General features: G+C 67.8%; 17 protein-coding genes and 1 other RNA gene. 12 read left to right on the forward strand and 6 right to left on the reverse strand.

Annotation, left to right across the window (positions count from 1 at the left end):
- Position 1: 1 nt before the first annotated feature.
- Positions 2–934, reverse strand: a complete 933-nt coding sequence (locus tag N1027_RS15645) for a proteasome assembly chaperone family protein (RefSeq protein ID WP_259509059.1) — start codon at positions 932–934, stop codon at positions 2–4.
- 125 nt (positions 935–1,059) lie between these two features.
- Here N1027_RS15645 and N1027_RS15650 point away from each other — a divergent pair, with 125 nt between their 5' ends.
- The 3 genes from N1027_RS15650 to sucB all read left to right on the forward strand — a co-directional run bounded on the left by N1027_RS15650 (position 1,060) and on the right by sucB (position 5,634).
- Complete coding sequence (locus N1027_RS15650; protein WP_259509060.1) at positions 1,060–2,583, forward strand: leucyl aminopeptidase; 1,524 nt, start codon at positions 1,060–1,062, stop codon at positions 2,581–2,583.
- Positions 2,584–2,672: 89 nt separating this feature from the next.
- Positions 2,673–4,046 (forward strand): dihydrolipoyl dehydrogenase, encoded by a 1,374-nt coding sequence (gene lpdA, locus N1027_RS15655; RefSeq protein WP_259509061.1) that lies wholly within the window; start codon positions 2,673–2,675, stop codon positions 4,044–4,046.
- Positions 4,047–4,095: 49 nt separating this feature from the next.
- On the forward strand, positions 4,096–5,634 hold the full coding sequence (gene sucB, locus N1027_RS15660; RefSeq protein ID WP_259509062.1) for a 2-oxoglutarate dehydrogenase, E2 component, dihydrolipoamide succinyltransferase: 1,539 nt from the start codon (positions 4,096–4,098) through the stop codon (positions 5,632–5,634).
- On the opposite strand, the gene N1027_RS15665 is transcribed toward sucB, so the two are convergent.
- Positions 5,631–7,190 carry a BUD32 family EKC/KEOPS complex subunit gene (locus N1027_RS15665; protein WP_259509063.1) on the reverse strand — a complete coding sequence of 520 codons (1,560 nt, stop codon included), beginning with the start codon at positions 7,188–7,190 and terminating at the stop codon, positions 5,631–5,633. The genes sucB and N1027_RS15665 overlap by 4 nt on opposite strands.
- A gap of 138 nt (positions 7,191–7,328) precedes the next feature.
- On the opposite strand from N1027_RS15665, the gene N1027_RS15670 reads away from it, so the two are divergent.
- From N1027_RS15670 to N1027_RS15685, 4 genes are all read left to right on the forward strand, one after another.
- Positions 7,329–8,042: a DUF4191 domain-containing protein gene (locus N1027_RS15670; RefSeq protein WP_259509064.1), complete on the forward strand. Its 714-nt coding sequence runs from the start codon at positions 7,329–7,331 to the stop codon at positions 8,040–8,042.
- A gap of 10 nt (positions 8,043–8,052) precedes the next feature.
- Positions 8,053–8,463: an RDD family protein gene (locus N1027_RS15675; protein WP_259509065.1), complete on the forward strand. Its 411-nt coding sequence runs from the start codon at positions 8,053–8,055 to the stop codon at positions 8,461–8,463.
- A gap of 135 nt (positions 8,464–8,598) precedes the next feature.
- Positions 8,599–10,023: a type I glutamate--ammonia ligase gene (gene glnA / locus N1027_RS15680; RefSeq protein ID WP_259509066.1), complete on the forward strand. Its 1,425-nt coding sequence runs from the start codon at positions 8,599–8,601 to the stop codon at positions 10,021–10,023.
- A 182-nt stretch (positions 10,024–10,205) separates the two neighbouring features.
- Positions 10,206–10,508 carry a hypothetical protein gene (locus N1027_RS15685; RefSeq protein ID WP_259509067.1) on the forward strand — a complete coding sequence of 101 codons (303 nt, stop codon included), beginning with the start codon at positions 10,206–10,208 and terminating at the stop codon, positions 10,506–10,508.
- A gap of 232 nt (positions 10,509–10,740) precedes the next feature.
- Here the strand turns inward: N1027_RS15685 and N1027_RS15690 are convergent, their stop codons facing one another.
- Entirely contained in the window at positions 10,741–13,734 is a 2,994-nt protein-coding gene (locus N1027_RS15690; RefSeq protein ID WP_259509068.1) for a bifunctional [glutamine synthetase] adenylyltransferase/[glutamine synthetase]-adenylyl-L-tyrosine phosphorylase, read from the reverse strand.
- Between the two features lie 55 nt (positions 13,735–13,789).
- Positions 13,790–15,127 carry a glutamine synthetase family protein gene (locus N1027_RS15695; protein ID WP_092552591.1) on the reverse strand — a complete coding sequence of 446 codons (1,338 nt, stop codon included), beginning with the start codon at positions 15,125–15,127 and terminating at the stop codon, positions 13,790–13,792.
- A gap of 56 nt (positions 15,128–15,183) precedes the next feature.
- On the opposite strand from N1027_RS15695, the gene N1027_RS15700 reads away from it, so the two are divergent.
- Positions 15,184–16,923 (forward strand): NAD+ synthase, encoded by a 1,740-nt coding sequence (locus N1027_RS15700; RefSeq protein ID WP_259509069.1) that lies wholly within the window; start codon positions 15,184–15,186, stop codon positions 16,921–16,923.
- Between the two features lie 457 nt (positions 16,924–17,380).
- On the opposite strand, the gene N1027_RS15705 is transcribed toward N1027_RS15700, so the two are convergent.
- Positions 17,381–19,306, reverse strand: coding sequence for a hypothetical protein (locus N1027_RS15705; RefSeq protein WP_259509070.1), 1,926 nt, complete (start codon positions 19,304–19,306; stop codon positions 17,381–17,383).
- Positions 19,307–19,405: 99 nt separating this feature from the next.
- Here N1027_RS15705 and panB point away from each other — a divergent pair, with 99 nt between their 5' ends.
- The 4 genes from panB (at position 19,406) to rnpB (ending at position 21,689) form a co-directional block, all read left to right on the forward strand.
- Entirely contained in the window at positions 19,406–20,239 is an 834-nt protein-coding gene (gene panB, locus N1027_RS15710) for a 3-methyl-2-oxobutanoate hydroxymethyltransferase (RefSeq protein WP_259509071.1), read from the forward strand.
- A 22-nt stretch (positions 20,240–20,261) separates the two neighbouring features.
- Positions 20,262–20,483, forward strand: a complete 222-nt coding sequence (locus N1027_RS15715) for an SPOR domain-containing protein (RefSeq protein ID WP_308199803.1) — start codon at positions 20,262–20,264, stop codon at positions 20,481–20,483.
- 25 nt (positions 20,484–20,508) lie between these two features.
- Positions 20,509–21,288 carry a polyphosphate--glucose phosphotransferase gene (gene ppgK, locus N1027_RS15720; RefSeq protein ID WP_259509072.1) on the forward strand — a complete coding sequence of 260 codons (780 nt, stop codon included), beginning with the start codon at positions 20,509–20,511 and terminating at the stop codon, positions 21,286–21,288.
- Positions 21,289–21,322: 34 nt separating this feature from the next.
- Positions 21,323–21,689, forward strand: an RNA gene (gene rnpB, locus N1027_RS15725) — RNase P RNA component class A.
- Between the two features lie 174 nt (positions 21,690–21,863).
- Here the strand turns inward: rnpB and N1027_RS15730 are convergent.
- Positions 21,864–22,598, reverse strand: coding sequence for a zinc ribbon domain-containing protein (locus N1027_RS15730; RefSeq protein ID WP_259509073.1), 735 nt, complete (start codon positions 22,596–22,598; stop codon positions 21,864–21,866).
- Positions 22,599–22,661: the final 63 nt, after the last annotated feature.

Raw genomic sequence — 22,661 nt, forward strand, 5'->3', positions numbered from 1 at the left:
GTCAGCGGGTTCGACCGTCGTTCGGGTCGTCGCCGGGGCGATTGCCCGCCAGGAAGCGCTCCAGCTCGGCGGCGATCTCATCGGCCGAGGGCAGTTCGCCATCGACGTCGGTCAACGGCGAACGAAGGCTGTTGCCTTCCATATAGGTGTCGTGGCGCTCCTCGAGCGTGTGCACGAGGCGGCCGAGTTCGGCGTTCGACTCGACCTGCTCGTCGATCTTGCCGATGAACACCCGCCCCTCCTCGCGGAGCCGATCCGTCGGGAAGATCAGCCCGGTGGCCGAACTGATGCTCTCGAGCGCCACGAGCGCAGTGCTCGGGAACTCGGTGTCGGCGAGGTAGTGCGGAACCAGCAGCACGAATCCGGTGATCGGATGCCCGAGCTCCTGCAGGCGGTACTCCACCAGGTGTAGCGCGTTCGCCGGAGCCTGCGTGCTCGGCCGCCAGATCGACAGGGCGTCGATCAGCTCGATGCGGTTGCCGCTGACGGTGACGCTGATCGGCCGGGTATGAGGAACGGGCATCGGGATGGCGTGCACCCACGTGGTGGTCTTCACGTGGAACATCTGCACCAGCTCGATCACGGCCGCACTGAACCGCTCCCACTGGAAGTCGGGCTCGAAGCCGTTGAGAAAGAGGAAGCGCTGACCCAGCTCGTCGCTCATGAGGTAGAGCCGCAGACTCTGCGGCTCGTAGTCGCTCAAGTGGTCTTGATCGAAAGTGATGATGGGCCGGCGCGCGCGGTAGTCGAGCAGGGTGTCGGCGTCGAATTCGGCCACCACCGTGTTGTCGAGGTTGTCGAGCAGGTACTCGCCCAGCTGGGCGACCGCGCCGCCCGCATCCGTGAATCCGGTGAGTGCGGCGACGAGATGGAGCCCGTCGGGAACGAGACCGGCATCGGCCACGACTTCATAGAGTCCGCTCGGTTGTTCCATGCATCAACTCTAAACCGGCGCTCTTCGCGCGTCTGGCTCCGCTGGCATGCCGAGAGCGAACACGGATCGGGAATACCGGGGCGCCGGGCCGAGGGCGTTCAGCCGGCCGCGGCTAGCATGGCGGCATGACCTCAGCGATCGTCTCCCTCCTCTCCGGTTCCGAACCCCATGAATCCGATGTCTTCGTCGTGGCCGCATCGGTGGGTGGCGAACGCGGCGCGGAGACCGTCGAGGTGCGCGGGGAGGTTCTGGACGGGCTCTCGGCGTCGCTCATCGCCGTGGGCTTCACCGGCAAGAAAGACGAGCTGGTGCGGCTGCCGGCCCCGGCCGACGTCACGGCGGCGAGCATCGCGGTGGTCGGGCTGGGCAGCGGAGCGGTCGGCGCCGAGGAACTCCGCTATGCAGCCGGCGTCGCCGCTCGACGCCTCGGCGGACGCGAGCGCCTGGTGATCGATTTCGGTGTCTCGTCGGCCACCGAACTGGAGGCGGTTCTCGAGGGAGCCGGCCTCGGCTCCTACGACTACACCGACTACCGCGGCGCCGGCCGCGACGAAACGGCGGGATCGGGCGCCGCTGCGGTGCCGGGCGAGCCTCGCGAGATCGCGGTCGTCGGCGCGGATGATGCGGAGGCGGATGGCCGCGCACTCCGCCGCGCACGCGCATCCGTCGACGCCGTCGCCCTCGTGCGTGACCTCGTCAACATCCCCGCCCTCGATCTCTACCCGTCGAACTTCGCCTCGCGCGTTCAGGAACTCGCCGCGGGGCGGCCGCTCAGTGTGAGCGTCTGGAACGAGCAGGAGCTGGTGGCCGAAGGCTTCGGCGGCATCGCCGGCGTCGGCCAGGGCTCGACGCGCCCGCCCCGACTGGTGCGGGTCGACTATTACCCCGCGGGCGCCGACCGGCACGTCGCCCTGGTGGGCAAAGGCATCACCTTCGACACCGGCGGGCTCTCGCTGAAGCCGCCGGTGTCGATGATCGGCATGAAGTACGACATGGCCGGATCGGCGACCGTGCTCGCCACCGTGCTCGCCGCCGCCGACCTCGAGCTGCCGGTTCACCTCACCGCCTGGCTATGCCTGGCCGAGAACATGCCGTCGGGCGACGCGATCCGCCCGGGCGACGTGCTGACCATCCGCGGCGGCCGCACCGTCGAGGTGTTGAACACGGATGCCGAGGGCCGGCTCGTTCTGGCCGACGGCCTGGTGGCCGCGAGCGAGGAGCATCCGGACGCCATCATCGACGTCGCCACCCTGACCGGCGCCGCCGTGGTCGCCCTCGGCAACCGCTACGTGGCGACGATGGGCGACGACGCGCTCGTGGCCGAGGTGCTCGAGTCGGCCCGCGAGGTGGGCGAGACGCTCTGGCACATGCCGTTGCCCTCCGAGCTCCGGCCGCTGCTGGCCTCCGACATCGCCGACATCGCGAACGTCAAGCCCGGCAACACGGCGGGCGGGATGCTGGTGGCCGGTGTGTTCCTGCAGGAGTTCGTCGGCAAGGACGAGCAGGGTGAGCGCATCCCGTGGGTGCATCTGGACATCGCGGGGGCCGCTCAGAACAAGGATTCCGGCTACGGATTCACGGGCAAGGGGCCGACCGGAGTGACCGTTCGCACCCTTCTCCGATTTGCCGAGCGGTCCTCCCGCGCGTAGTAAGGTCGTATGGGCGAAAAAATCTCGCCCATCTCCTCCAGCGTCTGAACGGCGCACGGCGGAATCCTGATGCACGAGGGAGTTGCTTGGTGTCGGAACAGAATTTTGACATTGTGGTTCTCGGCGGCGGCAGCGGCGGCTATGCGGCCGCTTTGCGGGCCAGCCAGCTGGGTTTCTCGGTCGCGATGATCGAGAAAGACAAAGTCGGCGGCACCTGTCTCCACCGCGGCTGCATCCCCACCAAAGCGCTCCTGCACTCGGCCGAGGTGGCCGACGTGTCGCGCGAGTCGAGCAAGTACGGCGTGAACACCACCTTCGGCGGCATCGACATCGCCGCGGTCACCGCTTATCGCGAAGGCATCGTCGCCAGCAAGTTCAAGGGACTCGAGGGGCTCGTTAAGGCCCGCGGCATCACCACCATCGCAGGCGAGGGCCGCCTGACCTCCCCCACCAGCGTGCAGGTCGGCGACGACACGATCGTCGGCAAGAAGATCGTGCTCGCCACCGGCTCGTACTCCCGCACCCTCCCCGGCCTCGAGATCGGCGGCCGGGTGATCACCTCGGAGCAGGCGCTCACGCTCGACCACGTTCCGCAGAAGGTCGTCATCCTCGGCGGCGGCGTGATCGGCGTCGAGTTCGCCAGCGTCTGGAAGTCGTTCGGAGCCGACGTCACCATCGTCGAAGCGCTCCCCCACCTCGTGCCCAACGAAGACGAGGCGATCTCGAAGCAGTTCGAGCGCGCTTTCCGCAAGCGCGGCATCGCCTTCAACCTCGGCACCCGCTTCTCGGGCGTGACGCAGAACGAGAACGGCGTCGTCGTGTCGCTCGAAGACGGCAAGACCTTCGATGGCGAGCTCCTCCTGGTGGCGGTGGGCCGCGGCCCCGCGACCCAGGGTCTCGGATTCGAGGAAGCCGGCGTCACGATCGACCGCGGCTTCGTCATCACGAACGACCGCCTCGAGACGAGCGTTCCGGGCGTCTACGCCGTGGGCGACATCGTCCCCGGGCTGCAGCTCGCGCACCGCGGGTTCCAGCAGGGCATCTTCGTGGCCGAGGAGATCGCGGGCCTGAACCCGCAGGTCGTCGAAGACGTCAACATCCCGAAGGTCACCTACTCCGACCCCGAGGTCGCCTCCGTGGGGCTCACCGAGGCGAAGGCCGCCGAGAAGTACGGCGCCGACAAGATCTCGGCCTACGACTACAACCTGGCAGGCAACGGCAAGAGCCACATCATCGGCACCACGGGTTCGGTGAAGGTCGTGCGCGTCAACGACGGCCCGGTCATCGGCATCCACATGATCGGCGCCCGCGTGGGCGAGCTGATCGGCGAGGGCCAGCTCATCGTGAACTGGGAGGCGTACCCGGAAGACGTGGCGTCGCTCATCCACGCGCACCCCACCCAGAACGAGGCGCTCGGTGAAGCGCACCTCGCGCTGGCCGGCAAGCCCCTGCACGCCATCTAGTCCTGCCAACACGGCGTATCAACGAACGGTTCCATAAGGAGACAAGGTCATGAGCGAATCCGTCAACCTTCCCGCACTCGGCGAGAGTGTCACGGAAGGTACGGTCACCCGCTGGCTCAAGAACGTGGGCGATCGGGTGGAGGTCGACGAGCCGCTGCTCGAGGTCTCGACCGACAAGGTCGACACCGAGATCCCGTCGCCCGTCGCGGGCGTGATCGAGGCCATCCTCGTCCAGGAGGACGAGACGGTCGAGGTCGGCACGGCTCTCGTGACGATCGGAGACGGATCGAGCGCTGCCCCGGCAGCCGAGGCTCCCGCCCCGGCGGAGGAGAGCGCTCCGGAGCCGGAGGCGGCCCCCACGCCGGCACCGGTTGCCGCGGCCGAGCCCACCGCCCCGGCGGAGGAGGCACCGGCCGAGGTCGTGACCCCGTCGACCGAGGCACCCGCACCCGCAGAAGCCACGCCCGCCGCAGCCCCCGAGCCTGTGCAGGAGGCGCCTGCCGCGGCACCCGCGCCGGCCCAGGAGGCGCCAGCGCCGGTGGCTGCCGTTCCGGCGCCTGCTGCTGCAGCGGCGCCCGCTGCTCCGGCCCCCGCTGCTGCGCCGGCCCCTGCTGCTGCACCGGCTCCCGCGGCTGCACCGGCTCCGGCTGCTGCGCCGGCTGCCGATTCGGCACCTGCCGCGGGCGCCGGCAACGCCGGCTACGTGACTCCGCTGGTGCGCAAGCTCGCGCACGACCGCGGCATCGACCTGGCGACCGTGTCGGGTTCGGGCGTGGGTGGCCGCATCCGCAAGGAAGACGTGCTCGCAGCGGTCTCGGCACCTGCCGCATCCGCCGCAGCCCCGTCGGCCCGCACGCCGCTCGAGACCTCTCCGTTGCGCGGCACCACGCAGCCGATGTCGCGGCTGCGGAAGGTCGTCGCCGAGCGCGCCGTCGCCTCGATGCAGGCGTCGGCCCAGCTCACCACGGTGGTGCAGGTCGATGTCACGAAGGTGGCCGCGTTCCGCGACCAGGTGAAGGGCCGCTTCCTCGAGAAGACCGGCACCAAGCTCTCCTTCCTGCCGTTCTTCGCCCTCGCCGCCGCTGAGGCGCTGAAGGCCTACCCGATCATCAACGCCACGGTCGACGGCGAGAACATCGTCTACCCCGATCACGAGAGCATCAGCATCGCGGTCGACACCGAGCGCGGTCTGCTCACCCCCGTGGTGAAGAACGCCGGCGACCTCGACATCGCCGGGTTCGCCGCGCAGATCGCCGATCTCGCCGAGCGCACGCGCCAGAACAAGCTCAAGCCCGACGAGCTTGCGGGGGGCACGTTCACGCTCACCAACACCGGCTCGCGCGGCGCGCTGTTCGATACCCCGCTGGTCTTCCTGCCCCAGGTCGCCATCCTCGGCACGGGCATCGTGGCGAAGCAGCCGACCGTGGTGAAGGTCGACGGCGGCGAAGCCATCGCCATCCGTTCGATCGTCTACCTTGCCCTGAGCTACGACCACCGGATCGTCGACGGAGCCGACGCGGCGCGGTTCCTCACAGCCGTCAAGAACCGTCTCGAAGACGGGTCGTTCGAAGCCGACCTCGGCATCTAGTCGGGCCCCTGGCCGATCCGGTACGACCGGAGCCTCCAGCCGGTCTCGCCCCTCATCACGAGGAGCGAGACCGGCTTCGTCGTTTCACCACCTCCGTCACTCCCTTCGCCCGCCACACCGCTCAGCAGCGCAGTCGCACCGATCCGCTCGACGAGCGAGATGTCGGAGACGGATGCGAGCGGATCGTCGGGTGGACCGCTGCCCCGCGCGAGCTCCTGATCCGCCACCAGGGCCGATGCGTTCCACTGATCGACGGAATCGAGGCAGTTCGGTTCGCCCGTGCGGAGGCATTCCCGCCGCAGCTCGAGCAGCGCCGGCATCGCCCGGAGCGGGTCGTCCGATCGGATCGCCGCCCGATCGGCCTCGCCGTTGTCCGCTGCACCGGCAGCGGCAGCGGTATCGGCACCCATACCGGCACCGGCACCGGCTTCCACGGAGCCCTCCTCAGGCGCAGCAGGGGCCGTTCGCTCAGCGGCTGACGCCGCAGCCCGATCGTCGGTGCTCGACCCTCCCGAAGGGATCATGAGGCACCCCGCCACCGCGGCTGCCACCACGAGAGCACCCCCGGCCACCAGGAGTCGCCGTCGCCGCGGAGCCATCGCCCCGGCCGACCGGGTTCGCACGAGACCGCGGAGGGCGGCGCCACTCTCGCGGATGGCCAGCACTGCCGGTTCGAGGGTCTCCAAGAACGCCAGCTCACGGCCGGGCTCGTCGACCGTGTCGTCGGTCCACCGCCAGGCGTCGATGAGGCTGTCATCGCCCGCACGCGAGTCCACGGCCCCGGCCGACGACGCCACCACACCGCCCGAGGTCGCCGAATCGTCGGCTTCGCGAACACCACCCGTGTTCGAGAAGAGCCGTTCGGGGCCACCCGCAAGCCGAGACGAGCCTCGCCCCGGCACGGCAGCCCGCGCCGTCGAGAACCCCACGACCGCGGGCCTTCCACGCGTGAGAGCCTCGACCGCACGCAGGTCGGCACTCACAGCGGCAGCGAAACCGGCGTCGCCCGCGAACCGCGCCGCCCGGAACCCGACCAGAGACGCGACACCCTGGTCGTCGACCAGCACCGCGCCCGGATCGAGGCTGCCGTGCGCGACTCCCGCCTCGTGTAGTTCTCGCACCAGGCGCGCCAGGTCGCCGGCATCCAGCGCCGGTCGTGTGGCATGCGGCGCCGACGGCCGCACCGGTCGGCCTCGGCAGAACGTCATCACCAGCACCAACTCACCCTGATCGGTGGTGGCGAGATCGAGCAGGCGTGGCATCGGCGCTATCGGCCGGAGCGCCAGCGCGCGGCACTCCGCCTCCCTCCCGAAGCCACCGTCGACCGGCCCGGCGCCCGGGGCGACATCTCCGCGCACCGCGATCGGCTCGCGTGGCAGGCACAGCTTCACGGCCACCGGGTCGCTGCCGGGCAGGCCCGCGACCCCGCCCCCGACGTCGAGAACCCCGGCATACACGTTCGCCGACGCACCGATGCCGATCAGTTCGTCGAGCCGGTAGCCTGCGACCGCAGGACCAGCAGGGGCGGGAGCCAGGGAAGGTGCGTGTGTCGTCATGCCACGAGCATCCGCCCACGCACCGTTCCCGATCACCGGACGACGAGATCTGGGGACGGATCCGCGCATCCGTTCGCCTGTGGAGGACTGCACGGATCATGGCTTCCGCCGCCGGTCTGACGAAGTATCCTTGGAGGCATGGCACGCAAGACCGACGCAACACCGAAAGCCCCCAAAGAGCCGGGCCGCATGAAGCAGATGTGGCAGGTCTTCAAGATGACCCGCCGCTACGACAAGAACGCCGTGTGGCTGATGGCCCTCGGCTTCGCCGTGCCCGTGCTCGTCGGCGTGGCACTGGCGCTCATCTTCTCGCGCGACAACGTGTTCGCCCTGGTCATGTGGATTCTCGCGGGTGTTCTCGCCGGCCTCCTCATCGCACTCGTCATCCTCGGCCGCCGGGCCGAGCGCGCCGCCTACAAGCAGATCGAAGGCCAGCCCGGTGCCGTGGGCGCCGTTCTGCGCAGCTCGCTGAAGCGCAGCTGGCGCGGCAGCGAGATGCCCGTCGCCGTCAACGGCAAGACGCAGGATGCGGTCTACCGCGCCGTCGGCCGTGGTGGCGTCGTGCTGATCAGCGAGGGTCCGCGCTCCCGCACGAACAAGATGCTCGAAGAGGAGCGCCGCAAGGTGCTTCGCATCCTGCCGAACGTTCCCGTCACCTTCCTGTCCGTCGGGCCGGATGCGGATGCCATCCCCCTGCACCGTGTCGCCGCCAAGATGGGGCGCATCAAGCCGAACCTCACCAAGCCCGAGGTCGTGGCGGTGAGCAACCGGCTCACGTCGTTGTCGTCGTCTCCCCTGCCGATCCCGAAGGGCATCGACCCGATGAGGATGCGTCCGCAGCGCGGGCGCTGAGGCAGGGGTGGTGGCGAACGCCTCGGGCGGTGCAGCACCGAGCGAATGGCCGGGCGAGCGTCTCGGACTCAAGCGAGAAGGCCACGGTTCGATCGCGCGGTCGGGGCGGCGCATCGCCGCGCTGCTGATCGACTTCGCGTTCTGCTACGTGATCTATTTCGCGTTCTTCTTCGAGAATCCGTTCGCCTCGAGCATCATCTTCTTCATCGAACAGGTCGTGCTCATGATCACGCTGGGCGGTGGGCTCGGGCATCTGCTGCTCGGCTTGCGCGTGGTGCGGCTCAACGGAGGCTACGCCGGCTGGTGGCGTCCGATCGTGCGTACCCTCCTGCTCATGCTGGTGATCCCGGCGGTCATCTGGGATTCCGATCAGCGGGGCCTGCACGACGTCTTCGCCGGCACGGTGCTCGTCAAGCGCTGATATTCCAGGCCTCTTCGGAGGGTTCGTAACATCCCGGAAACAATTGCGACACCGCCGGGTAATGCCACCCCTCTAGGGTGGCGGTGGCTGCATCTGCAGCTGTTTTCTGTACCAAGCCATTTGGAGATCTCTCACATGTTCAGTGACTCTTCCGAGGTGCTCAAGTTCATCAAGGACACGGACGTCAAGTTCCTTGATATCCGGTTCACCGATCTGCCCGGTGTCCAGCAGCACTTCAACATCCCCGCCGCCACCGTCGACGAGGAGTTCTTCGCCGTCGGTCAGCTCTTCGACGGCTCCTCGATCCGCGGGTTCGCGTCGATCCACGAGTCGGACATGCAGCTCATCCCCGATGTCTCCACGGCTTACGTCGACCCCTTCCGCGCCGAGCGCACCCTCATCCTCGTCTTCGACATCTACAACCCGCGCAACGGCGAGATCTACTCGCGCGACCCGCGCCAGGTGGCCAAGAAGGCCGAGAAGTACCTCGCGTCGACCGGCATCGCCGACACCGCCTTCTTCGCCCCCGAGGCCGAGTTCTACATCTTCGACGACGTGCGCTACGAGGTGAAGCAGAACTCGAGCTTCTACTCGGTCGACTCCGACGAGGCGGCCTGGAACACCGGCCGCATCGAAGAAGGCGGAAACCTCGCCAACAAGACCCCCTACAAGGGCGGATACTTCCCCGTCAGCCCGGTCGACCAGCACGCCGACCTGCGCGACGACATCTCGCTCAAGCTGATCGACTCCGGTCTCATCCTCGAGCGCGCCCACCACGAGGTCGGCACCGCCGGTCAGGGTGAGATCAACTACCGCTTCGACACCATGGTGCACGCGGCCGACGACATCCTGAAGTTCAAGTACATCGTGAAGAACACGGCGAACCTCTGGGGCAAGACCGCGACGTTCATGCCGAAGCCGCTCTTCGGAGACAACGGATCGGGCATGCACACCCACCAGTCGCTCTGGAACGACGGCACGCCGCTGTTCTACGACGAGGCCGGCTACGGTGGGCTGAGCGACCTGGCTCGCTGGTACATCGGCGGTCTGCTGAAGCACGCACCCGCGGTGCTCGCCTTCACGAACCCGACGGTCAATTCCTACCACCGCCTCGTGCCGGGCTTCGAAGCGCCCGTCAACCTGGTCTACTCGGCGGGTAACCGCTCGGCGTCGATCCGCATCCCGATCACCGGCACCAACCCGAAGGCCAAGCGCATCGAGTTCCGTGCACCGGATGCTTCGGGCAACCCCTACCTCGCCTTCGCCGCGCAGCTGATGGCAGGCCTGGACGGCATCCAGAACCGCATCGAGCCGCACGAGCCGGTCGACAAGGACCTCTACGAGCTGCCTCCCGAGGAAGCCAAGAACATCCCCCAGGTGCCGGCGTCGCTCGGCGAGGCCCTCGACGCGCTCGAGGCCGACCACGAGTTCCTCACCAAGGGCAACGTGTTCACCCCCGACCTCATCGAGACCTGGATCTCGTACAAGCGGGAGAACGAGATCAAGCCGATCGCCCAGCGTCCGCATCCGTTCGAGTACGAGCTGTACTACGGGGTGTAGCCAGTCTCCGCCGGATCAGCGTGGCATCGGCACCGCCGCTGCCACGCTGATCCGCACACAGTCCGCACGAGCCGCCAGAGCCCTTCTGGACAACGGCTCGTGCGGACTTTTTCTTTGCGCCAGACCGCCCGGAGCCGACATCCCGGCCCGCAACCATCGAACATATGTTCTATTCTGGAAGCATGGGAACGAACAAGCGCTACGGAGACTCCCTCGACGCCCGCACCATCAAGCGGTTGGCTGAGAAAGACATACGCCCGCGGATTCAGTCCCTGCCGCCTCTCATCGTGAACGCGGAGGAAGATCCGCCGACCAAAGCCGCTGAACCCGTTCCGGTCACGGCTTGGGTGCCCGTGAGCGCGGGCGTGGTGCAGATCGAAGCGACGGCCGAGGAATGGAACCGAACGGCCGTGCGTATTTCCTGGACGGAGAACGGCGTCGGATGCGGTGCCTGGGTCTACCTCGGCGCCATCAAGCGTCGATGAGCCGGGAAAGACATTTTCGAGGAATCATCCGAAATTTTGCTCCAAAGTGATGCGGATATGCAGAAATCTCCATATGTTGGTGGAGGCAGGTCGATGGCGCCTGAGATCTGCACGGGTCGTTACGCCCCAGCAGTGTCCCCAACACTGCTGCGTGACGGTATCGATTCCCCGCCAGGTGATTCCCCAATAATCGCCCGGCGGGGAGTTTCGAAGGTCGAATGGGGCCGCGGGCTCACACGCCGTAGAACAGCCTCTCGAACACCGTCCGCGCCCGCCGGGTGACGCCGAGGTAGTCCTCTTCGAGCTGCGTCGCCGAGCCCGGCGGATACTCCATGAGACGTGCCACACCCTCGAGCTGGCGGCGGTCTGCGGGGAGCACATCGGAGGTCTTGTTGGTCCACAACGTCATCGCCGAACGGGCGCGGGATGCGAAGATCCAAGCATCGTGCAGCTTGCGTGCGTCGTCGTGGTTGATGAGCGCCGCATCTTCAGCGGCCGAGAGCGCCTCGAGGGTCGACGTGGTGCGCAGCGCCGGGATGCGAGCGGCATGCTGCAGCTGCAGGAGCTGCACATACCACTCGACGTCGGAGAGCGACCCGCGCCCGAGCTTGAGGTGCCGGGCCGGATCAGCGCCCTGCGGCAGCCGCTCCTTCTCGACGCGCGCCTTGATGCGCTTCACCTCGCGGATCTCGGTCTCCGAGATCGCGCGGGGATAGCGCACGGTGTCGGCCAGCGCATGGAAGGACTCGATGAGCGCACGATCGCCCGCCACACCGTTCGCACGCAGCAGCGCCTGCGCCTCCCAGGTCAGCGACCACCGCTCGTAGTAGGCGGCATAGGACTCGAGCGACCGCACGGCCGGCCCGTTCTTGCCTTCCGGACGCAGATCGATGTCGAGGTCGAGCGGCAACCGCGCGTCTTCAGTGAGCCGCACCAGCTCGTTCACGATGAACTGCGCGACGGACTGCGCGGTCGGCTTGTCGACCCGCACCGGGCGGTAGACGTAGAGCACGTCGGCATCCGACCCGAACCCGAGTTCTCCACCGCCGTAGCGGCCCATACCGATGATCGCGAACTCGATGCCGTCGCCGTTGACAAGTGCGGCAGACTGTCGGATGACGCTGAGCGTGCCTTCGAGGTGCACGGTGGTGATGTCGGTGAGTCCCCGGCCGAGCTGCTCCACCGTCACCATGCCGAGGATCGACGCGATGCCGAGTCGCAGCACCTCACGGCGGCGGGCCGTGCGCAAGGCCATGGCCGCGGCATCCGGAGTGTCATGGCGGGCCACGATCGCACGCGTCTCGTCTTCGAGAACCGCGATGTCGCGTGGTCGCAGCTCGTCGTCGTTCTCGAGCCAGGCCGCGGCTTCCGGGATGCGCTCGAGCAGCTCCCCCACGAACCGTGAGCCCGACAGCACCTGAGTGAGTCGCGCGGCCGCGCCCGAGGAATCGCGCAACATCCGGAGGAACCAGTAGCTCTCCCCCAGGGTGTCGGACAGCCGCCGGAACGCGAGCAACCCGTAATCCGGATCAGGCCCGTTCGCGAACCACTGCAGCATCACCGGCAGCAGGGTGCGCTGGATAGCGGCGCGCCGCGAAACCCCGGCCGTCATGGCCGCGATGTGCCCGAGCGCTCCGGCGGGGTTGAGGAAACCGATGGCGGCGAGCCGCGCCTCGGCCTGGGCGCTCGTGAGCGCCTGCTCATCGGGCGAGAGAGCCGCGACCGCCGCCAGGAGCGGACGATAGAACAAGCGCTCGTGCAGGTTGCGCACGCGCACCTTGATGTCGGTCCATCGCACGATCAGTTCGCCGGCACTGGTGGCCAACCCACTGCCCCGGGCGAGCACCCTCTGCTCGGCTTCGTCGCGGGGCATCAGGTGGGTGCGGCTCAGCTGCCGCAGCTGCATCCGGTGCTCGAGCAGGCGCAGGATGCGGTAATCCTGCGCGAACTCCACCGACTCCACCCGGCCGATGTAGCTACCCTCTGCCAGGGCCGCCAGGGCGGGCAGGGTTCCCCGCTGGCGCACACTCTCGTCGACCTGCCCGTGCACGAGCTGCAGCAACTGGACGGTGAACTCGATGTCGCGAAGACCGCCGGGCCCGAGTTTCAGCTGGTATTCCACATCGGTCGGCTTGATGTGCTCGGTCACGCGTTCGCGCATCCGCTGCACCGACTCGACGAAGTTCTCGCGCGACGCACTCGACCAGACCTTCGGAGCCACAATACGGGCGTAGTCGTCGCCGAGCGCCAGGTCGCCGGCGAGGGGCCGCGCTTTCAGCAACGCCTGGAACTCCCAGTTCTTCGCCCAGCGGTCGTAGTAGGCGGCGTGCGATTCGAGCGACCGCACCAGCGCTCCGGCCTTGCCTTCGGGCCGCAGGTTGGGGTCGACCTCCCAGAGGCCGGGTTCGAGGCCGGTCTCGCTGATGCCGCGCATCGTGACCATGGCGAGGCGCGTGCCGATCTCCACAGCCGTGCTCGTCGGCAGATCGGCCTCGTCGTCGCCCTCGGCCACGAAGATGACATCGACATCGCTGACGTAGTTGAGCTCGCCGGCACCGGCCTTGCCCATGCCGATGATGGCGAAACGCGTAGCTCGCACCTGCTCGACGGGGAACTGAAAGAGACCGTGCCCCTTGGTCGAGACCTCCGAGCGCGCGACCGCCAGAGCCGCCTCGAGGGCGCCGGCTGCGAGATCGGCGAGGCTGCGCGCGATCGTGTCCAACCCGGCGACCGGATTCGACTGCTCGAGGTCGAACGCGGTGACCAGAGCGAGCAGCACGCGATACCGGATGCGCAACGCCGTCCAGGCGTCTTCGCCCAGGACGGTGGAGAATCCGCCGACCGCACCGACCGAAGCGAGCAGCTCACGCTTCGCGCTCTCCTGGTCGGGCAGTCGGAGCGGCGCCGAACCGAGGGTGGCGAGTTGATCGGGGTGGCGTGCGAAGAAATCGGTGAGTCCGGCCGAGGCGCCGAAGACCCGCACGACCCGGTCGCGGGCGGCCGGGTCGCGGAGCACGCCGAGCATGACGCCTTCGGCGCGCTGCAGGAGCCGCTTCACGCCCTGCAGCGCGAGGTCGGGGTCAGCCGCCAGCTGGAACGACGCCAACAGCTCGTCGAGCGGCACCTCGGTCGACTCGGCCAGCACCCGCAACTCCTCGCCGGCCCACCCGAGCTGGGCGAAACCGACGCGGGCGAGGTCGGTGAGGCTGGTCTGCGAACGAGGCATAAGAATTCAGTCAGGAACAGTATTTATTCGCGCCGGCCGAAGGACGACGCCATAGTCACAGGATCTCTAGGTTCGACTCCAGCTCGTAGGGCGTCACCTGCGCGCGGTAGGCCTTCCACTCCTGCCGCTTGTTGAGCAGCACGTAGTTGAAGACCTGCTCGCCGAGTGTTTCGGCCACCAGCTCCGACTCCTCCATCAGGCTGATCGCTCGATCGAGCGAAGCGGGCAGCGGGTCGTATCCGAGGGCCTTGCGCTCCGCGTCGGTGAGGCTCCAGACATTGTCTTCGGCCTCGGGCGGCAGCTCGTAGTTCTCTTCGATGCCCTTGAGTCCGGCGGCCAGCAGCAGCGAGTACGACAGGTAGGGGTTCGCCGCCGAGTCGATCGCGCGGTACTCGATGCGCGACGACTGCCCCTTGTTGGGCTTGTAGAGCGGCACACGAACGAGCGCCGAGCGGTTGTTGTGGCCCCAGCACACGAAGCTCGGAGCCTCGTCGCCGCCCCAGAGCCGCTTGTAGGAGTTCACGAACTGGTTCGTGACAGCCGTGATCTCCGGCGCGTGACGCAGCAGCCCGGCGATGAAGTTGCGACCGATCTTCGAGAGTTGGTATTCGGCGCCGGCCTCGTAGAAGGCGTTCGCGTCGCCCTCGAACAGCGAGAGGTGGGTGTGCATGCCCGAGCCCGGATGCCCCGACAACGGCTTCGGCATGAACGTCGCGTAGACGCCCTGCTCGATCGCCACCTCCTTGATGACGGTGCGGAAAGTCATGATGTTGTCGGCCGTGGTGAGCGCATCCGCGTAGCGCAGGTCGATCTCGTTCTGGCCGGGGCCCGCCTCGTGGTGGCTGAACTCCACCGAGATACCGAGATCTTCGAGCATCCGCACGGAACGACGACGGAAGTCGTGCGCCGTACCGCCGGGAACATTGTCGAAGTAGCCGGCCGAGTCGACCGGTTCGGGGCCGTCGGGCCCGTACTGCGACGACTTCAGCAGGTAGAACTCGATCTCCGGATGCGTGTAGAACGTGAATCCGCGGTCGGCTGCCTTCGCGAGCGTGCGCTTCAGCACGTTGCGCGGGTCGGCGACGGCCGGCTGCCCGTCGGGCGTCGTGATGTCGCAGAACATGCGCGCCGTGGGGTCGATCTCGCCCCGCCAGGGCAGGATCTGGAAGGTGGTGGGGTCGGGATGCGCGAGCACGTCGGCCTCGAACGACCGCGTGAGCCCCTCGATGGCCGAACCGTCGAACCCGAGGCCTTCGGCGAACGCGCCTTCGACCTCGGCCGGAGCGATAGCGACGGATTTCAGGGTTCCCACGACGTCTGTGAACCACAGTCGCACGAACTTGATGCCTCGTTCTTCAATTGTGCGAAGAACGAAGTCCCGTTGCTTATCCATCGGCGGAACAAACCCTCTCTCCGGCATCGGTTCATGCCCCTATTAGGCTAGTGGCTATGCCGAGACTTCGCTTAGCGTTGGCCCAAACGAACCCTGTTCTGGGGGACCTCGAGGGCAACGCCCGTTCCATCGTCGACACGGTTCGGGAGGCGGCCGCGAAGGGCGCCGATCTGGTGGCTTTTGGCGAGATGGCGATCTCCGGCTACCCCATCGAAGACCTCGCTCTGCGGCCGAGCTTCCTCGCCGCCGCGCACGAGCGCGTGCACCGTCTGGCCCGTGAACTGGCCGACGCCGGCCTGGGCGATGTTCCGGTGATCGTGGGGCACCCCGACGGGCCGTTCGAGCCGCGACTGCTCGGCACGAGCAACGCCCCGACCGCCATCGCGCAGAACGCAGCGAGTGTGCTGCAGGGCGGCAAAGTCGTGGCCCGTTACGCGAAGCACCACCTGCCGAACTACTCGGTGTTCGACGAATACCGCATCTTCATCCCGGGCGACGAACTGCTGGTGCTGCGCATCCGAGACATCGACGTGGCCCTCATCATCTGCGAAGACCTCTGGCGCGACGGCGGGCCCGTGGGGCGTGTGCTGCACGCCGACGCCGGCCTGCTGGTGGTGATCAACGGATCGCCTTACGAGCGCGACAAAGACGAGGTGCGACTGCCGCTGGTCACCCGCCGCGCCATCGAGACCGACACCATCGTGGCCTACGTCAACCTCGTCGGCGGCCAGGACGACCTGGTCTTCGACGGCGACAGCGTGGTCGTGGGCAGCGACGGCGCCATCCTCGCCCGGGCGCCGCAGTTCGTCGAGCACCTGCTCGTCGTCGATCTCGACGCGGAGGGGGCGACGGATGCGCAACTCCCCGACGACGTGCGCCGCGTCTCGCTCTCCCCCGGCACCGCGACCGACGCGAAGCCCGACATCCCGATCGAGATCGCCGAACTCCCTGACGACCGCGAGCAGATCTGGAACGCCTTGGTGCTGGCCCTCCGCGACTACGTGGAGAAGAATCACTTCCCGTCGGTCATCCTGGGGCTCTCCGGCGGCATCGACTCGGCGGTCTGCGCGGCGATCGCGGCCGACGCCCTCGGGCCCGACCGCGTGTTCGGTGTCTCGATGCCGTCGCGCTACTCCTCCGAGCACTCGCGTTCCGATGCCGACGACCTCGCCGAGCGGATCGGCCTGCACTTCCGCACCGAAGCCATTGCCGATCTCGTGGTTCCCTTCGAACAGCAGCTCGGCCTCACCGACATCGCTGCCGAGAACCTGCAGGCGCGCGCCCGCGGGGTCATCCTGATGGGGCTGTCGAACCAGGAGGGACACCTCGTTCTGACCACGGGGAACAAGAGCGAGCTCGCCGTCGGCTACTCGACGATCTACGGCGACTCGGTGGGCGGCTTCGCTCCGTTGAAGGACGTGCCGAAGATGCTGGTGTGGGAGCTCGCCCGGTGGCGCAACGCGCACGCCGCCTCGCTCGGTACGACCGCACCGATCCCGGAGAATTCGATCTCGAAGCCGCCGTCGGCCGAACTCCGCCCCGACCAGACCGATCAGGACTCCCTGCCCGAGTACGACGTGCTCGACGCCATCCTCGAGGCCTACATCAACGGCGGTGAGAGCATCAGCGAGATCGTCGCCCGCGGTTTCGAGCAGCCCACGGTCGAGCGCATCACCCAACTCGTCGACCGCGCAGAGTGGAAGCGCCGACAGAGCGCCATCGGTCCGAAGATCTCCCGCACCGCTTTCGGTCGCGACCGTCGTCTCCCCATCACGTATCGGCCATCGGGGGTCTAGGTACCGGCCCGCCGCTGCTCGGGCTCGCCCGGCCTTCGGCTGGGCGAGCCCTTATTGCTCGCGCCGCCGCTTCTGCGGCGCGAGGCGACATGTTCGGCTGAGGTCGCTGACGCGGCCTCGGCCTCACCCTGGGTCGTCGAGCGCGGCCCGCGGCCTGCGGTCTCGTTCCCCACGACTTGGGAAGCGAGAACGAGAACGAAACGACGGAGGCGGCGCGGAACTGCTGGCGGAGGCTCCGTCGTTTCCGGTGTGGGGCCCGAAACTCCGTCGTTTCGCGCACGCGGGGGCGGCACGGCACGCAACAGGCCCTACTCAACGACCCAGGGTGACGGCGAGGCCGCGTCAGCGACCTCACCGGAACATGTCGCGCGGCGCCGGGCAGGGACCGGCGCCGCCCGAGGACGCCGCGCGAAGCACGGCGCCCGAGGCAACCAGCACAGCACGGCGCCCGAGGAAACTAACTCGGCAGCACAGCCACCCAGACGAACCACACGATCATCGCCAGCCAGACCAGGGTGGCACCGGCCGCCAGGGCGGCGGAGCCGCGGCCGCCGAGGCGCCAGACCGGGATGACGCCGAGGAATCCGACCCCGAGCAGGATGCCGAGCCACGGCACGATCGTGGGCACACCGGCCAGCGTGAACGCGGGTGTCGCGATCATGGCCGACGAGACCGTGATCCACAGCGAGATCAGGAAGACGGCCCCGGTGACGGGCGCGATCCCGCTGGCGATCAGGAGGCCGAAGGGCTCGTGGCGTAGCACCTGCACGAGCACCGCGATCAGCCAGCCCACGAGCCACAACCCCGCGAACACCGCGAAGATCAGCGGGATGGTGAGCTGGAAGAGGTCTTTCTGATCGACGGCCGCCACCACGGAGGCGAAGCGGGAGGTCGGATGCACGGAGTCGGCCGAGAGGATCGGGAACGCTGCCACCTCATCGGTGCACGTCGTCTCCACCGCCGTACCGGGTGCGGCCAGCCACGTGGCGAGCTGATCCATGGCGCACACGTCAGCCGTCATCCCCGCACGCCCACCCGATTGGGTGACGACGAGCTGGTTCGACGGGAACGTCACCTGGCCCGACTGTGCTGCTCCCACGGAGATCAGCGGATCGGTGTCGCTCGCGAAGATCAACGTCGGCTGCGGGATCGGCGCCGCCGCACGATGCTCCGCCGGCGAAGGCACCAGCCCGAGAGACCCGCAGATCTGGTCGGCGGCAGTGAAGTAGGTGAGCACCGGCAGGGGCGTCGGATCGGGGTCTTCGGCGCCCTCAGCGGCCGGGATCACGGGATCGGCGCCCCAGAACGGCTGTTCGTCGCGGCACGACTCCACCCAGTACTGCCCGAGGCTCGTGCGCGTCAGGTGCGACATGGCGTCGGGGATGAACGGATTGATCGCATCCGTCTCGCCGTCGGCCAACCGCGACAGCAGGTACGGCACGGCTGCTGCCGTCGCGGGATCGTAGAGAGCCTGCTGCACGATCGTGACGACATCCGACCCGGTGAGCGAGTAGTAGCGCTGCTTGCCGGTGACCGGATTCGTCATCAGTCCGTGCACCGGGTCGTCGCTGAACACCTCGGCGGCAGCGGTGAGATCGGCGTTCAGGTCGGGATATTCTCCGCCCGAACGTTCTGAGAGTCGCGAGAGCGTGTCGGACAGGGCCAGGTAGGCGTCGCCCTTGAGATCGCGGTCGACCGGGGTCAGCGCGTTCAGCACCACGGCGTCGACTCCCGCGGAGTCGCGATTGGCGACCAGTTCCATCACCTTCGTCGACCAGGAGTCGCCGAACAGCGTCCAGATCGGGTACTGCAGTGTTTGGCGCAGCTCGATGACGTCGTTGGCGGTCTCGGATTTCGTGTACCCCTGCACGTCTCCGCCGTCTTCGGCGAAGGCCGTCAGGCACTCCTTCATCGCGAGGCCCACTTCGGCCATCTCGTCGGCGGGCGACTCCTCCTCGGTGAAGGTGTCGACGTAGGCCGAGGTGGCGTTCGGGCAGTCCAGCGGCGCGCTCGACTCGAGGCTTCCGCGCTGGGCCAGCACCACGACGTCGCGGGCCCCACCGATGCGCGGGTCGGCGGCGAGGGCCTCGGCGACGGCCGTCGACGACTGGCCGGGGCCACCCGCCATCGTGATGATCGGAGTTCCGGTGGCCGGCTGAGTGGATGCCGGGATGACCACGTAGGGCAACTCGATGCCCCGAGAACTCGGGTTGCTGCGGTTCTCCGGAACGGTGAGCGTTCCGCACCGAGCGGCGGCCGGCAGGCCGGCCTCGCAGCTGCGCTCGGCGATCGTCGCCGCATTCGCGGTCGGCGCCTGCCCTGCGATCAGAAACGCGGCGACCGCGGCCCCCAGCACGAGCTGCGCAATAGTTCGACGGCCCACGTCTCCCTTTCGAGTTGGGGTCACGATTCACGCATTCGGGTTACGTAAGCCATAACCTAACGCATCAGCGAGACGATGCCGCGGAACTAGACTGATGACATGCCAGAGCAGTCATCGCCCGCTGAGAATGCGGTCATCAAGCGCGTGCGCACCCGTCATTTCCAGAACGCGAAGGAAACGGGAATCCTGATCACCGGGCTCACCAGCTACGACCAGCTCTCGGCGCAGATCTTCGACGAAGCGGGCATCGACTTCCTCCTGGTGGGCGACTCGGCCGGCAACAACGTGCTCGGTTACGACACCACGCTCCCCGTCACGGTCGACGACCTGATCCCGCTCGCCCGCGCTGTCGCCGGTGCAGTGAAGCGGGCGTTCGTGGTGGCCGACATGCCCTTCGGCTCCTATGAGAACAGTGCCGAAGAGGCGCTGAACACCGCGGTGCGGTTCATGAAGGAGACCGGCGCTCACTCCGTGAAGCTCGAGGGCGGCGTGCGCAGCGCCGACAAGATCCGCCGCATCGTCGACGCCGGCATTCCGGTGATGGCGCACATCGGTTTCACGCCGCAGAGCGAGCACGGGCTGGGCGGCCACATCATCCAGGGCCGCGGCGAGGGCGAAGACCAGTTGGTCGCCGACGCCCTGGCCGTGCAGGATGCCGGGGCGTTCGCCGTGGTGCTCGAGATGGTGCCTGCGGTCGCGGCGAAGCGCGTCACCGAGGCCCTGCGCATCCCCACCATCGGAGTGGGTGCCGGGCCGCACGTCGACGGGCAGCTGCTCGTCTGGACCGACTTCGCCGGGTTCTCGACCGGGCGCATCCCGAAGTTCGTGAAGCAGTACGCAGATCTGCGCGGCGCGCTCACCACCGCCGTGGAGCAGTTCCGGGGCGATGTGGCCGACCGGAGCTACCCTGGCCCCGAGCACAGCTACGACTGACCGAACGCAAGCGAGAATCCACGTGAACGATGAGACCCACCGCAACGGAGGAATGATGAGCGAAGACCCCTCGACCCAGTATTGGTACAACATGAAGACCGGAGAGGTCGAGAAGGGCTACGTGTCGTCGGTCGTCGACCGCGTCGGGCCGTTCGAGACGCACGAGGAGGCCGAGCACGCGCTCGAGAAGCTCCGCGCGAACAGTGCGAAGTGGGCCGAAGACGACGCCTCCGACAACAAGTGATCCCCGGCCGACTGGAGACAAGCAGATGACCGAGAACATGCCCAACACCGTCGCCGTCGGAATCGACATCGGCGGCACCGGGATCAAGGGGGCCATCGTCGACGTCACGACCGGCGAACTCCTCACCGACCGCAAGAAGATCGCGACGCCCGAGGGCGGCAAGCCCGACGACATCGCGAAGACCGTGAGCGACCTCGTCGAGTCGCTCGGCGAGATCCCCGCCTCCGCCTCGGTCGGCATCTGCTTTCCCGCCGTCGTGCGCCACGGCGTCACGATGTCGGCCGCGAACGTGTCGAAGAAGTGGATCGGCTTCGAGGCCGAGAAACTCTTCGAGGGCATCCTCTCGCGCGACATCACCTTCGTGAACGACGCGGACGCCGCCGGCTTCGCCGAGGTGCATTACGGCGCCGCCAAGGGCAAGGGCGGGCTGATCATGATGACCACGCTCGGCACCGGAATCGGCAGCGCCATCATCTACAACGGGGTGCTCATCCCGAACGCCGAACTCGGGCACCTCGAGATCGACGGCGTGGACTACGAGACCAAGGCGGCCTACTCGGCCAAGGAGCGCGAAGACCTCAGCTGGAAGAAGTGGGCCGAGCGCCTGCAGAAGTACTACTCCACGCTCGAGCGCCTCTTCTCGCCCGACCTGTTCATCGTGGGCGGTGGCGTCTCGAAGAGCTACGAGGAGTTCATCCCGCTGCTCCAGTTGGACACTCCGATCATCCCGGCGGCGCTCCGTAACAACGCGGGCATCCTCGGGGCGGCGTGCCTGTCGACGATGAAGACGACCTTCCTCGAGTAGCGGGCTCGCCGGTGCCGTAGGCTGGTCGACGTGAATGGGCCGGCAGACGGTCGCGTCGCCGCACGCAGGTGCGGTGCCGAGGAACGTCCGGGCTCCACAGAGCAGGGCGGTGGGTAACACCCACCCGGGGCAACCCGCGAGACAGTGCCACAGAAAGTAGACCGCCCCGAGCTTCGGCTCGGGGTAAGGGTGAAACGGTGGTGTAAGAGACCACCAGAGGCTGCGGTGACGCAGTCGGCTCGGTAAACCTCGCCCGGAGCAAGGTCAGACAGGAAGCGCTAACGCTGCTCGCTCAGTTTCCGGGTAGACCGCTGGAGGGCTGCGGCAACGTAGTCCCGAGATAGATGGCCGTCAGGGAGTTCACTCCCCCACAGAACCCGGCGTATCGCCGGCCCGTTCACACTAGTCGCCTCGGGGGCCGTGCTTCGCGCGGCCTCCTCGGGCGTCGCCGATCGCTGCCCGGCGCCGCGCGACATGTTCGCCACCTCTACACCGAGACTTCCACCACCCATTCGCCAAGAAGCGTCGGTATTCCGGCGACGGTTACGGCGTGTTTTGGCGATTCGACGCCGGGGTCAAATGCCCGACTCCTCCGTGCGCACCAGGATGCAGTTGCTGTCGGGGTCGAGCACCACGTCGTCGGGCGCCGCGGCACGGATCTGCGCGAGGTCGGTGCCGTTCAGCGCCACGTTGCTGCCGAGGGAGATGCCGCGGTGCAGCAGGGCGGCACCGATGCCGTAGCGCTCTCGCTGACGCTCGTAGAGGGCGAGCAGTTCGGGCCCGACGCCGGCCGCGATGGCGGAACGCTCCGACTGTGCGACCTCGAGCTGAGCGTTGATCCGCTGCTTCTGCTCGTCGCGCTGGCCGGCCAGCAGCCGTTCCTCGGTCGCGATGTCGTCGCGGCGGGCGGTGATGGCGGCCAGACGCTCTTCGATCTCCTCCATCCGCTCCATCACCTCGAGCTCGATGTCTTCGAGGTTCGAGCGACGCACCTTCAGCGAGGCGAGTTCGTGTTCGAGGCCCTGGATGTCCTTCGTCGAGGCACTCGCCTGCAGGCGCTCCCGGTCGCGCTTCTCGCGCGCGGCCACCGTCTCGATGTCGGCTTCGACGCGGCTGATCTCCACCCGCGCGTCTTCGAGCTCGCCGTTCACACCGCCGAATTCCTGCCGAGCGGCGATGGAGTCACGCTGCAGCTCCGCGAGCCGAGCCTCCTGCGGCAGGGTGCGCAGCGTGTGGTTCAACTGCGAGATGCGGTTGTCGGCGGCTTGCAGGTCGAGGAGCTTGCGCTGTTCGAGGGCCGGAGCCTTCATCGGGGTTCCTTCGTGTTCAGTTCGAGGTGTTCGGTCATCGGCATTGTTTTCGCGCGCTCACGG

The sequence above is a fragment of the Herbiconiux aconitum genome, from assembly GCF_024979235.1.
Lineage (GTDB): Bacteria > Actinomycetota > Actinomycetes > Actinomycetales > Microbacteriaceae > Herbiconiux > Herbiconiux aconitum.